The 13,466-nt window shown below is 43.0% G+C and carries 10 protein-coding genes; 9 read left to right on the forward strand and 1 reads right to left on the reverse strand.

The annotated features are described in order from the left end of the window. Positions 1-26 precede the first annotated feature (26 nt). From ACTXGJ_RS05545 to ACTXGJ_RS05565, 5 genes are all read left to right on the forward strand, one after another. Positions 27-2,453, forward strand: a complete 2,427-nt coding sequence (locus tag ACTXGJ_RS05545; protein WP_439244665.1) for a tellurite resistance TerB family protein — start codon at positions 27-29, stop codon at positions 2,451-2,453. Between the two features lie 65 nt (positions 2,454-2,518). Then, positions 2,519-3,832 (forward strand): ATP-binding protein, encoded by a 1,314-nt coding sequence (locus ACTXGJ_RS05550; protein ID WP_439244663.1) that lies wholly within the window; start codon positions 2,519-2,521, stop codon positions 3,830-3,832. A 38-nt stretch (positions 3,833-3,870) separates the two neighbouring features. Beyond that, entirely contained in the window at positions 3,871-6,129 is a 2,259-nt protein-coding gene (locus ACTXGJ_RS05555; RefSeq protein WP_439244661.1) for a DEAD/DEAH box helicase, read from the forward strand. 468 nt (positions 6,130-6,597) lie between these two features. Then, entirely contained in the window at positions 6,598-8,958 is a 2,361-nt protein-coding gene (locus ACTXGJ_RS05560) for a type I restriction-modification system subunit M (RefSeq protein ID WP_443565307.1), read from the forward strand. Continuing rightward, entirely contained in the window at positions 8,958-10,271 is a 1,314-nt protein-coding gene (locus ACTXGJ_RS05565; protein WP_439244741.1) for a restriction endonuclease subunit S, read from the forward strand. Before ACTXGJ_RS05560 ends, ACTXGJ_RS05565 begins: the two co-directional genes overlap by 1 nt. On the opposite strand, the gene ACTXGJ_RS05570 is transcribed toward ACTXGJ_RS05565, so the two are convergent. Next, positions 10,272-10,997 (reverse strand): hypothetical protein, encoded by a 726-nt coding sequence (locus ACTXGJ_RS05570; protein WP_439244739.1) that lies wholly within the window; start codon positions 10,995-10,997, stop codon positions 10,272-10,274. Positions 10,998-11,144: 147 nt separating this feature from the next. On the opposite strand from ACTXGJ_RS05570, the gene ACTXGJ_RS05575 reads away from it, so the two are divergent. The 4 genes from ACTXGJ_RS05575 to ACTXGJ_RS05590 all read left to right on the forward strand — a co-directional run. Further along, entirely contained in the window at positions 11,145-11,282 is a 138-nt protein-coding gene (locus ACTXGJ_RS05575) for a hypothetical protein (RefSeq protein ID WP_439244738.1), read from the forward strand. Between the two features lie 68 nt (positions 11,283-11,350). Next, the gene (locus ACTXGJ_RS05580; RefSeq protein WP_439244736.1) at positions 11,351-11,953 is read left to right on the forward strand and encodes a hypothetical protein; all 603 of its coding nucleotides are present in this window, start codon (positions 11,351-11,353) and stop codon (positions 11,951-11,953) included. Between the two features lie 4 nt (positions 11,954-11,957). Next, entirely contained in the window at positions 11,958-12,578 is a 621-nt protein-coding gene (locus ACTXGJ_RS05585) for a hypothetical protein (protein ID WP_439244735.1), read from the forward strand. A gap of 34 nt (positions 12,579-12,612) precedes the next feature. Then, the coding region (locus tag ACTXGJ_RS05590) for a type I restriction endonuclease (protein WP_443565308.1) at positions 12,613-13,466 on the forward strand (854 nt) is incomplete at its 3' end.

The raw sequence follows: 13,466 nt of genomic DNA on the forward strand, positions 1-13,466 counted from the left end.
GTTTTTTATAATGGGCTTCATAGATAATGAAAAACTTCATTGATAACGTCATGGCACGGTTTAAAGAAAAATACGATGCCAAGGACAATGATACAAAGACCACTTTTATCGATTTGCCGCCTGATATAAAACAGTCAAGTCGTACGAGCCAATACGATAACAGTGACTCAGATGATATCGATAACCTAGCGACGTTTGTCCTCTCATCAGACGACTTAACAAGCCGTCAAAATGACCAAATTATACCCTCAAATCAAAACCTCAAAAAAGGACGCTGGGTCACTCAGTACGAGTCCATAACGATTCATGGTCGCACAATTGAACGGGGATTTATTTATGTGGGTGCGCAGCTTGATACATTGGTCGGCTATGGTATTGAGCCCTCATTAATAGATGAGCGCTTATCAGTCAGTCCGCCGAAATTCATACATAGCATGACCACCATTTATAGTGATGAGTCGCTTGGATACTGGCCAGCTTATGTGCAGCTTTCACCCGCATGCCGCGGCACTTATTTAGACTGGTTGGCGTCAGATCGTACCCATCCTAATATACCCATCGGTTACGTGTTTATTTACTTTAACGGGCTTGAGCGCCGCGTGATTGAAAGTATCAGTGAAGATAATGTTTCTGACGATGAGTTCATTAGCCTCTATAATGAAGTGTATCGTTTGCATACGATTTATGGCGAGAAGTCCTCTTTTTATAATTATTCCGCCCGTCTTTTAGAGTTTATGACGCTGGTGCGCTCACCACTATTCGAAGACCGATTACAAGCCAACCAAGTGTCACCGCCACCTGCCAACAGCCATAATCTCATCTTTAAAATGCAATTGGCAAAAATCGTAACTTTAAGGCAGCCTATTCCTACGACATTGGCGTGGGAGTGGCTGGTTTTTTCTAATGAGTATCATTTTAAAACGCCTGCAAGGCGCTGCGCATCAGAGTTCAAAGACTTGTTTGATATTTTATATCAAAAAGCCTATCCCAAGGGCTTTATGGTTGCCCCTAATAAAACCAAATTAAAATTAAACTATAATGCTGCCAGTCGTGCCATTGGTTATGTTGATCTAACGCTTGATGACTTGCAAGATGCCAGTGTTTTAAAAGCACCGGTTAAAAAATTGACGGCTATTGCTGAGCAATGCAATGAGGCGTTAGATGCTTATAGTCGCTATTTGGGTCATGATAATAACGACAAAATGGACATAGATGCCATATTGCTATTGCCAGAGGTATTGACTGAGCGACCAGATTATCAAAACAAATACCCTGCCATAAAAGACTTTAAGCTATGGGCGGTGTCTATTGTTTTAAACAATGAAGGACTGACGACAGTTGATGCATTGTGGCGTTGTATTCATGAGCGGTCATCCAACGCGCCTGCATCATCCCATGCGTTGCCTCGGTCATTAACCAAAAAACATCATGAGCGTATTATTAATTTAGCCGAGCGGGTAGGCTTTGGTGTCGTACCTGATCCGCGTTATTATCAGGCTAAGCTAAAGTCGGATGGGTATGTCGTTATATTTCGCGGCGGTCACGGTCATGACTTTGAGCCAAGCGCCGCTTTTTATCAAATCAGCTTAGCGCTCAGATTAGGAGCAATGGTTGCCACTATAGATGGTCATGTTGATAAGCAAGAAGTAGATACGCTATTGACAATTACCGAGCAGGACCAGTCACTGTCAAGCATTGAAAAGTCATCATTAAAGGCATATCTACTGTGGCGATTAAACACGCCATCCAATATGGCAGGATTAAAATCAAAACTTAGCGCTTTAAGTGAGGATTACGTCAGCTTTATCAGCCATTTTATTATTAGCGTTGCCTTAGCAGATGGTCAGGTAAAACCAAACCAAGTTAAGCAAATTGAAAAGCTATATCAGGTGTTAGGTATTGATAAGCAAACCGTCATTAGTGATATTCATCACATCACCAGCACCAAAAAGCTATCAAAAACCACAACTGTGTCAGATCAAAAAACAGATATTATGGGTGACGCTATAAGTACAACTGATAAAGACAGCTCACATCAGCCGTTTGTTTTTGATAAAGAATTATTAGCCGCTTATGAGAGCGATACTGGGGATGCCAAAGCCATGCTGGCAAGCATATTTGCAGATGAGGACATAGCAGATGAAGACAGTGATGTATTGTCAGATTCGCTCGTAGCTGACCATGACGATACTCATGACGACATCGCTCATAATACTTTAGTAAAAGGGTTAGATACCACGCACAGTCAGCTTTATCAGCAGCTTATTAGCAAAGAGGTTTGGCAGCGTGAAGAGGCTGAAGTCTTGTGTGAGTCACTAAACCTTATGGTTAATGGGGCTATTGAGACTATTAATGACTGGGCTTTTGATAATGTTGATGCGCCTGTGTTAGACGATGATGATAACCTTGTAATTGATTTTGAAATCGTCGATGAATTAAAAACACTGGTCTGACAGACAGTCACGATAATTCTGACGATAACGATAATAACAATGTAATGACAGCGTAAGGATAAGCCATGACAAGCAAAAAAATCAGAACCAAAGAGCGCGATGCCATCATTCAATCGCTGAAGGCTGGGGTGACCCCAAAGGTCGGTATTCAGCATATTCAAGTGGGGCGTATTCATGAGCTCAAAGCGCTGATCGATGATATTGATCGCGTGGCGGATGGTGGTTCTGCCTTTCGGTTGATTATTGGTGAGTATGGGTCAGGCAAAACCTTTTTTTTGAGTGTGGTAAGAGCGATTGCGCTTGAGCGTAAGCTTGTCACAGTAAACGCTGACTTATCACCTGACAGACGCATTCAAGCATCAAGCGGGCAAGCAAGACACTTATATTCTGAGCTCATGCGTAACCTATCGACGCGTAATAAATCAGACGGCAATGCGCTTGCAAGCGTTGTCGAGCGCTTTATTACCGAAGCTCGCAAACGCGCTGATAGCACGGATGAAACCATTGGTGAGGTAATTCAAGATAAGTTGGCTGAGCTGACAGAACTGGTGGGCGGTTATGATTTTGCTAAAGTGATTGAAGCGTATTGGCAAGGTCACGAATCAGGCGATGATGCGCTAAAAGCCAATGCCATTCGTTGGTTACGGGCAGAGTACTCAACCAAAACCGATGCCAGACGCGATCTGGGCGTGCGTACGATCATCTCTGACGCCTCATTTTATGACGCGCTAAAGATTATGAGTCTGTTTGTACGTCAAGCGGGTTATCAAGGCTTATTGGTCAATCTAGATGAGATGGTCAATTTATATAAGCTCAATAGCACCCAAGCTCGTCAAGCCAATTACGAGCAAATCCTACGTATTTTAAACGACTGCTTGCAAGGGTCAGCCGCCCATTTGGGGTTTTTGTTAGGCGGTACGCCGGAATTTTTACTTGATCCGCGTAAAGGACTCTACAGCTATGATGCGCTACAAACACGGCTTGCAGACAATAGCTTTGCCAAGCGGGCAGGAGTGATTGATTACACGTCCCCTGCGCTGCATTTAGCGAGCCTTACGCCAGAAGAGTTATATATTTTACTCAAAAATCTGCGTCACGTTTATGCAGGTGGCGATGAAACCAAATACTTAGTACCAGATGAGTCCTTGCAAGCTTTTTTGCAGCATTGTAGCCAAACCATTGGTGACGCTTATTTCAGAACACCTCGCAATACGATTAAGGCGTTTTTGGACATGCTTGCCGTCATTGATCAAAATCCAGACGTCTCTTGGGATCAGCTCATAAGCGCGGTCGCCATTGATCCAGAACATCCGTCTGATATGGATATCGATATGAGCGGGATGGATGCAGAGGATGAATTGGCTGATTTTAAACTATAGGCTTTCGATAATACTCATAAAAATAAGAGAAATAACTTTTGAGAGACGCGCATTTTCAGCTTGATTATCAGGTACAGCGCTGGATATTTAATCAGGGCTGGCAAGGGTTGCGTGACGTTCAAGCCCAAGCGATAGCGCCCATTTTATCAGGTGATACGGATGTATTGATCAGTGCAGCGACGGCAGCGGGCAAAACGGAAGCGTTTTTCTTGCCTGCCTGTAGTGCGCTTATGCGCTCAGATAAACGTGATAATGGCGTTGGTATCTTATATATCAGCCCGCTCAAAGCATTGATTAACGATCAGTATCGCAGGCTTGAAAGCTTGGCTGAGCTGCTTGATTTGCAAGTGACGCCTTGGCATGGTGACAGTCCTTTAGGTCAAAAAAGACAGCAAAAAAAATCACCATCCGGCATTATTTTGATCACGCCTGAATCACTTGAGTCGCTGCTTGTGCGTGATATGGGCTGGGTCAAACAAGCATTTAGCAACTTACAATACATTGTGATTGATGAGTTTCATGCTTTTTTGGGAGGCGCGCGCGGTCAGCACTTATTGTCGTTATTGACAAGGCTTGAACATGTGACCGATCGTATCACCTCGCCCATCCCGCGAGTGGCATTGAGTGCCACCTTAGGAGAGCTGCAAAGCGTACCGCGGTCACTCAGACCCAACCAGTCGCTGCCTTGCACCATCATAGAAGACAGTAATGCCCGTGCTAGTGCCAAAGTTCAGGTAAAGGGCTATGTTCAGCCCAGCCAATTAACACTTAACACGAATCAAGAACAGGCGGATTCTGAATATCACGTCTTTGAAGGTATCGATGTTCTTGACACTGCTGAGACAAAAGTCTGCGCTGATCTATATCGATTGTGCCGCGGTGGCAATCATCTGGTATTTGCTAACAGTCGCGCGCGTACCGAGCTGATTGCCGCAGGACTGAGTGATCTGTGTGAGTACAACACCGTGCCTAATGAGTTCTTTCCGCATCATGGCTCGCTCTCAAAAGAGCTAAGAGAAAGCTTAGAGACACGCCTACAAAAAGAGGCACTGCCAACCACTGCCGTTTGCACCATGACTTTAGAGCTTGGTATTGATATTGGTAAGGTTGACACCGTCATTCAAGTCACCGCCCCACATTCAGTTGCAAGCCTTCGCCAGCGGCTTGGACGCTCAGGCAGACGCGGCGGCTCAGCGGTACTTAGAATGCTGATCACCGAGCATGAGATTAATAAGAATAGCAGCCTAATCGATGACTTGCGGCTTGAGTTGATTCAGTCTCTTGCCATGATAAGGCTACTCATTACTGACAAGTGGTTTGAGCCTGCCAACACGTCTTTATATCATTTTTCAACATTATTGCATCAAGTGCTTGCCCTAGTGGGACAGTGGGGCGGCATTCGTGCTGACCAAATATACGTGCTATTGTGTAACCAAGGTCCTTTTCAAAAGGTACAGCCTGCACACTTTAAGTTGCTGCTCATTCAAATGGGAGCAGCGCAATTGCTTATCCAATTGGGCAACAATCAACTCGTACTAGGCGTGATGGGAGAGCGTATCGTCAGTCATTATACTTTTTATGCCGTGTTTAAGACCCCAGAAGAATACCGTATCGTGGCTGGCAATAAGACGCTGGGAACATTGCCCATTGATACCATGATATTGCCCGATCAATATATTATTTTTGGTGGCATACGCTGGCAGGTCAAAGACATTGATGTTGAGAAAAAAATCGTTGATGTCATCAAAGTCAAAGGCGGGGGCAAGCCACCAACATTTGGTGATAGCAGTATGTCCATACATGACAAAGTTCGCCAGGAGATGATTGGTATATTGAACAAAAAAGACTACCGAATTCAGGTTGGTAGCGAGTACATAGATTTTACCGATACAGTCGCAAAGCAGTTGTTTTTAGACAGTATCAAAACGTTTGAAAGGTATGATTTAAGCCATCAATCACTCGTCAATAAAGACGGTAGTTGCTATATATTTATGTGGCGCGGCGATAGCGTGGTTAATACGTTGGTAGCGCTACTGTTACAACATGGATTTACGGTTGAGAGTTACGCTGGGGTTATTTGCGTACTCAAAACCAGTTCTGCTCAAGTCTATCCGTTTTTACAAAAAATCGCTCAGCGCCCGCTACCGACTGCCACTGAGCTTGCCACAACTGTTCCTAACAAAATGATCGAAAAGTTTGATGAATATCTACCTGATGAATTGCTTGATATGGGTTACGGCGCACAAGCATTTGATATCGAGGGATTGGATGATTGGCTAAGAGCATTTAGTAAATAAATTTTTTGAAACGGTATCATCATTATCTTTATGATAGCCATCAGGTTTTTGAGAAAGCAAACCCCGATATCACTCATGCCACCTAAGAATTTCGTAAAACTGACGAAACCTGCTGAGCGTTTACTATTATAGCCTAGCAGGGTTTTTTTGTGCCAAATCGCACTAGGTGCATATCACTCTATTCTATGAACACTGATAATGCGACACCCTGAAAAAGAGCAGGATAGTTACCTAGTAATTAATAGAATATCAAATACCGCCTTTGAGATTTATCAGCAATACCATTGATTTACATCGATTGTTTGTACAAAGAAACTCACTGCTTTTCTAACAAATCTCACATTCAGACTTGCCGAGTAATGTCGAATACCCTTATGATGGTCACATTTTATTTAAGATGAGTATCACCTCATCGCTGACATACGATTTACACCTTATATCCCTGCCCAACAACCAAAAGATACTCTCATGACCAAAAACTTCTCTCAAACAGCGGCTTTCATCTGGTCTGTCGCTGATCTATTACGCGGCGACTTTAAGCAATCTCAATACGGCCGCATCATCTTGCCATTCACGCTACTTCGCCGCCTAGAGTGTGTATTAGAAGAGACCAAAGCCGCTGTTGTCGCAGAAAACCAGCGTATCGCTGAAATGGGTTTGCCAGAAGAGGCGCAAGAGAAGTTCTTGATACGTGCCAGCAAGCGACCTTTTTACAATACCTCGCCCATGGATCTTAGCAAGATGGGTCAAAGCGACATCAAGGATAACCTTAATACCTACGTGCAGTCCTTCTCAAAAGACGCGCGGGAGATATTCGAGCACTTTAAATTTGAAGAGTTTGTCGGGCAGCTGGCTGATGCTAACTTGCTGTATAAAGTGGTTCGGATGTTCGCCACTACTGATCTAAGTCCTGAGAAGATATCTAACCATGAAATGGGCTTTGTCTTTGAAGAGCTGATCCGCCGCTTTGCTGAAAGCTCGAACGAGACCGCAGGGGAGCATTTTACCCCGCGTGATATCGTCCGTCTGACCACGTCACTGGTATTTATGGAAGATGATGACGCCCTGACCAAAGACGGCATTATTCGCACCATATATGACCCAACAGCGGGGACGGGCGGCTTCCTATCCTCGGGTATGGAATACGTGTTAGAGCTCAACCCTGACGCGGTCATGCGTACTTATGGCCAAGAGCTAAACCCTGAGTCTTATGCCATCTGTAAAGCTGACATGCTGATCAAAGGGCAAGAGGTCAATAACATTAAGCTAGGTAATACCTTATCTAGTGATCAGCTGGCAGGTGAGCAGTTTGACTATATGCTGTCTAATCCGCCGTTTGGGGTGGACTGGAAAAAGATATCAGGTGAGATCAAAGACGAGCACGAACAAAAAGGCTTTGACGGACGCTTTGGGGCTGGCTTACCGCGCGTGTCTGATGGCTCGCTATTATTCCTAATGCACTTACTTAGCAAGATGCGTCCGATCACTACTAATGAGCAAGATGATAGTAATGGTCAAAATAGCAATCAGGGCAGCCGTATCGGTATCATTTTAAATGGTTCGCCGTTGTTTACAGGCGGCGCAGGGAGCGGTGAGAGTGAGATCCGCCGTTATATCCTTGAAGCCGATTTACTAGAAGCTATCATCGCTCTGCCTACCGATATGTTCTATAACACGGGTATCGCTACCTATGTATGGGTATTAAGCAATAAGAAAGCCGACGCGCGTAAAGGGCAAGTGCAACTGATCGACGGTAGTAACCTATATAGCAAAATGCGTAAATCGCTTGGCTCAAAGCGTAACGAGATGAGCGATGACGATATCAAGACCATTATCCGTAGCTTTGGTGACTTTGAGGTAGTGGACGCGCGCGTGCTTGATAAACCTGACGAGGTGAAGTCTAACCGTGGCCGCCAGTCTGCTAATCCTAAGACTGAGACTGCCAAAACCTTTGCCAGTAAGATATTCGCCACCCATGAGTTTGGCTATCGCCGTATCACCATTGAGCGGCCGCTCCGTCTGTCTGCCCAGCTGACAGATAGCGCGTTAGAGACCCTACGTTATACGCCCAAACCATTCGATATGGTCATGCCAGCGCTGTATGAGGCATTTGGTAGTAAGTGGACGACTGACAGCTATGGCGACTTATCAGCGGTCACCTTAGAAGCGCGTGCCATGATTAAAGCCGACTTCTCTGAGCTAAAAGAAAAGCAGATCAAAGACGTGCTGGCTAGCAAAGTATGGCAAGATCAGCTTGAGATTATGAATAAAGCCAAAGCCCTGCAAGCGGCTATTGGTAGCAGTCAATTTGATGACTATAACGAGTTTGAAAAAGTGTTTAAACAAGCGTTAAAAGACACTGATATAAGTCTTGATGTGAAAGAGAAAAAGCAGCTGATGGATGCCATCACTTGGAAAAATCCTGACGCTGAGCCAGTCATTAAGAAAGTGCTCAAGGTTGAAAATCCGCTGTATGGTGCATTTAGCTATAAGCCTACTAATTCAGATAAGCCAGCCAAAATAGTCGAGTTCCAAACGGACAGCGATTTGCGTGATTATGAAAACGTACCGCTTAATCCTGAATTGACAACTACTGAGCTGATAGAAAGTTACTTTGCGCGTGAAGTGCAGCCGCATGTGCCTGATGCGTGGATCAATCCTGATAAGGTAGATGCCATCGATGAAGAGATCGGCATTGTCGGCTTTGAGATACCGTTTAACCGTCATTTTTACGTGTATGAGCCGCCGCGTCCGCTCCAAGAGATTGATGCGGATTTGGATGCGGTCAGTCGTGAGATTATGCAGTTATTGGGTGAGGTGCATTCGTAATGGCTGAATTGGTAACGAAGTATCAGCAGTATGAAGAGTATAAGGACTCTGGGGTTGAGTGGTTGGGGGATATTCCTAAAGATTGGAAGATATCACGTATAAAATACTCTACAACTCTTAATATGGGTCAGTCCCCAAATTCAGAAGATTGTAATATGGATGGGAATGGCTATCCGTTTCTACAGGGAAATGCAGAGTTTGGGACGATATCACCAACAGCAAAACAGTATTGTCCTATACCTAGGAAGTTGGCTAATGAAGATGACCTTTTATTTTCAGTAAGAGCACCAGTTGGCGCTTTGAATGTTGCAGATAAAGTTTACGGGATTGGTAGAGGTCTTTGTAGCTTGGTTAGCAATAGTCAAATGACTCAATCGTTTTTATGGTGGGTATTACCTTCTTATAAATATCAACTAGACGCTATATCTACCGGAAGTACGTTTGAAGCAGTTTCGGCAGAACAAGTTAGTAATCTACTTTTTGCTTTGCCTACTTATGAAGAACAAACCCAAATCGCCAACTTCCTCGACTACGAAACTGCCCAAATCGACACCTTAATCGAAAAGCAGCAAATCCTGATTCAACTGTTAAAAGAAAAGCGCCAAGCGGTGATCAGTCATGCTGTGACTAAGGGCTTAAATCCTGACGCACCGATGAAGAATTCGGGTGTTGAATGGTTGGGGGACGTGCCTGAGAGTTGGGAGGTTTCAAAGCTCAAGTTTGTAAGTGACATTATCGACTGTCGTAATAAAACTCCCGAATATTTTGAAAATGGCGAGTACTTTGTAGTTAGAACAACAAACGTAAGGCATCAAAAATTAAACTTTAATGGTGCTTTATACACGGATAAAAAGAATTTTGATATATGGACACAAAGAGGAGTACCTCCAGCTGGTTCTATTCTTTTTACTCGTGAAGCGCCTACAGGTGAAGTTTGTCTGGTGCCAGAAAATTTGAAGTTTTGTATGGGTCAGAGAATGATGAACTTCATTGCTCACAATGAAAGCTATACAAACTACCTTTTCGATTATTTAATTTCAGATTGTCTTGATAGGTACATTAATAGCGTCTCACATGGAAGTACAGTAACTCATTTGAGAGTTGAGCAGGTTCAAAATATTCCTGTCTTAGTACCTCCATTAGAGGAAATCATACAAATCCATAAGCATATAGAACAGTTAAAATTAAGCTTTGATAATATCGAGCTAAATGCTAAAAAAGCCATTCAACTTATGCAAGAACGCCGTACCGCTTTAATTTCCGCTGCTGTTACGGGCAAGATTGATGTGAGGGGTTGGGTTGCGCCTGAGTAGTTAGTTATTCTCTTTATATCTATTGCGCTTATCTTCTTTTTCCAAACGTTTGAAAAGCTTATAGTTATTTAGAATTTCTGCATATATCTTGTGCGTACAGCTGATTTCGTCATTAGTTCGGTATTCTATTTCGTTATATTGCTCTTTTTCATATAGATTCCAAACCGCTGTGCCACTCTCAAATTTTTTGCCTGATATGTACTTTGTTAAGAGATCCTTTTTTGTTTTTGGGTATGCAAACATCGAACTATGATTGAAGGTGGGTATGGCTAAGTTTGAGACATCTATAACACGAAACTCTGTTTGAAAATAAAAAGCTTCTGCATTTGATAATATTTCGTACCTTTTTAATAGGTCAAATATCACAGGAATGTCAGAAGATATGATGCCGATGCCGCATAAGGTTGGAGAGACTCTACCATCATTACCTTCTTTAGCGTCTTGATTGACTTGTTTTAATAGATTGAAAATATCGATCAATAGCGCTTTTTCCGAGTCATAATCCCACAGCCAGAATGATTGAATTTGGTCTGAATCAGTATCTAAGGGGCTTTCAAAGTCTTTTGTGGGATTAGCGACAAAGAAAGAACCCCCTAGTAACTTGCAGTCTGGGTCCCAAGGGTTATAGCTTAACCCCTTAGTTCTTCTGCTAGACTCTGGAACATAAAATTCTAGATCTAAAAATATGATTCTGCAGTCATGATGATTAATACTAAAGTTACGCATTGAATTTCCGTGCTAAAGTTGTGTTTTATGATTATAAAATAATGCTACCTCTAACGACAGAGTGTATCAAGGCACATAAAGAAAAAAAGTAATCTTGTATCTAAAAGTAGACCTTAAAGCCACAATTATTATTGAAACGGACTTAACATGACTAACGCGCACAACGTCACCTACGAATCTGTCTTCCAATCCGATATTGTCAATCAAATGCAGGCGCAAGGTTGGCAATTAGGCAGTCCTAGCGACTATCAGGTAGCGACGCTAGTATTTGGTTGCTATGAATAATTAATCTAAATCATGCAAGAACGACGCGCCTTTGAAGGCGAGTGAGGTTTTAGTGTGGAGATATACCTATGGATGCTAGTATTTGGACTCAGATAATAATGGCACTCTGTGCATTTATTGGTATTAGCTATAAGATAATAACTGATAGAATTTCTGAAAAAAAAGGCGATTTAGAGAAGACAAAGAGTATTCTTGATAGACAGGAGCATATTAAGAACAGTAAGAAGTATCTGCAAGATTTGGAGATAAATAATATAACGTATCTAAAAGGCTTTACGTGGGAGCAGGTTGAAGTACTTTTGAGGAAAGATTTGCGCTTACTAACCATTTCAGAATTAAGATTTCTAAATAAAGATAAGCTGGTCGTCATTCGTAATGACAAAATTATCATACCTACTAAAATGTATATCTTGAAGAATAAATTTTTTAGCATTCGTGCTTGCATGATTGCTGGAAACTTCATACTTAGTGTTATAGCAGTTGGTTGGGCGATATTTAATTACTCTCTATTTTCTATCATATCTGCTCTATTTTATATGTACATGCTATTCGCTGAAATGATTGCGATTCATCACTTTGAAAGCTTGACCAGTTTTGACTTAATTAAAAAGTCTGGAGATATGGCAAGAAATATTATTGTAGTCTCTACAGATTTTGATAGAGAGGTATAAACGTATGGAAAAGCAGAAAATAAGATACCGCAAAATAAGAGGCATCAACCGCCGTAAGCGTGCTATTGAACGATGGGGCGAAGCTAATAAAATTCTTGATGTCGATCTGTTAAACCAAGACAAGCGAGATTACGTTGAATTCTTGGTACAGCCATGGTCACGCTTGTCTTTGATTAATAGTATCTATCCTGAGCCAACAGGTGACTGTGAGTATCTACTGATCAAAAACCTGCAAAAAATCTACCAATCATGGCAAGACTCGTTAGAAGCGTTGCAAACCCCTTATTACTTGCAAACATGGCTACGTGAAAACTACGTCAGCCGTTCACAAATCGTGTGTGCTATCGATGAGATGAAAGATTTCTACGATGATACCTTTGAAGCGATAGATAAACAGCCAAAAAATGGTATTCGAAGTTCTATCCACTATAATTCAAACACGGCTGAATACTTAGATTGTTTTGAATGGAAGCTTTATCGAAGGCTTGTGCATTATGACATGGCCGATGAAGGAGATTTAGAGATGTTGCAATACATTGACCCTATTAAGCTTTTAAGAAAAGAAATCATTGAAGGTCAAGAACAACAAATCGTTGAAATTGATAAAGTGTGGCTGATCTCATAAGCCCAACTCATAACTTAATAATAAGCGTCAAACTATGACACATACCAATACTGCTATTAATGCGCAAAATGTCACCTACGAAACCATCTTCCAAGCCGATATCGTCAACCAAATGCAAGCGCACGGCTGGCAATTAGGTAGTCCTAGCGACTATACGGCTGAGACCGCGCTATATGAACAAGACGTGCTGGATTTTGTACAGACCACTCAGCCGCAAGAGTGGGAGAAGTTTTGTCGCACTTTTCCTATCGACTCTGAGCGCCACTTTATTGCCGCCTTGGTGAAGCAGCTCAACAAGGCGGACGCGCAAGCCACCGATAGAGCCTCACGTACTTATGGCATGCTTGGCGTACTACGTCATGGTCTAAAGATTCGTAACGCGCGTTTTAGCTTATGCCAGTTCAAGCCTGAGCATAGCCTGAACCCTGAGACCATGGCACGCTATGAGGCCAATATCTGCCGTGTCGTCCCTGAGGTAGTGTATAGCCCTCATACCAGTGTTAAAAACGGCGCTGACGCTAATGGCAAGGTCGCTAAGCGTAACCGTATCGACATCGTGCTATTCGTCAATGGCTTGCCCGTGACAACGATGGAGTTAAAGTCAGAATTTAAGCAAGCAGTACAAAATGCCATTACTCAGTATAAGAAGACCCGCCTACCGAAAGACCCTGCTACCAAAAAGCCTGAGCCGCTGCTGACCTTTAAGCGCGGCGCATTGGTACACTTTGCCGTTAGTCAGTATGAGGTCTATATGACCACCAAGCTGGCGGGTGACAACACTTACTTCTTGCCGTTCAACAAAGGTACCAGTGAGGGCGGTGCGGGTAATGACGTGCCAGCCGATAGCAGCCGCTATGCCACCGATTACCTATGGAATGAAGTATTAAC

The organism is Psychrobacter sp. 1Y11, assembly GCF_052259045.1.
Lineage (GTDB): Bacteria > Pseudomonadota > Gammaproteobacteria > Pseudomonadales > Moraxellaceae > Psychrobacter.

Coding starts and splice junctions, on each gene's coding strand:
- ACTXGJ_RS05545 (WP_439244665.1), top strand. CDS start 27: ATGAAAAACTTCATTGATAACGTCATGGCACGGTTTAAAGAAAAATAC.
- ACTXGJ_RS05550 (WP_439244663.1), top strand. CDS start 2,519: ATGACAAGCAAAAAAATCAGAACCAAAGAGCGCGATGCCATCATTCAA.
- ACTXGJ_RS05560 (WP_443565307.1), top strand. CDS start 6,598: ATGACCAAAAACTTCTCTCAAACAGCGGCTTTCATCTGGTCTGTCGCT.
- ACTXGJ_RS05565 (WP_439244741.1), top strand. CDS start 8,958: ATGGCTGAATTGGTAACGAAGTATCAGCAGTATGAAGAGTATAAGGAC.
- ACTXGJ_RS05570 (WP_439244739.1), bottom strand. CDS start 10,997: ATGCGTAACTTTAGTATTAATCATCATGACTGCAGAATCATATTTTTA.
- ACTXGJ_RS05575 (WP_439244738.1), top strand. CDS start 11,145: ATGACTAACGCGCACAACGTCACCTACGAATCTGTCTTCCAATCCGAT.
- ACTXGJ_RS05580 (WP_439244736.1), top strand. CDS start 11,351: ATGGATGCTAGTATTTGGACTCAGATAATAATGGCACTCTGTGCATTT.
- ACTXGJ_RS05585 (WP_439244735.1), top strand. CDS start 11,958: ATGGAAAAGCAGAAAATAAGATACCGCAAAATAAGAGGCATCAACCGC.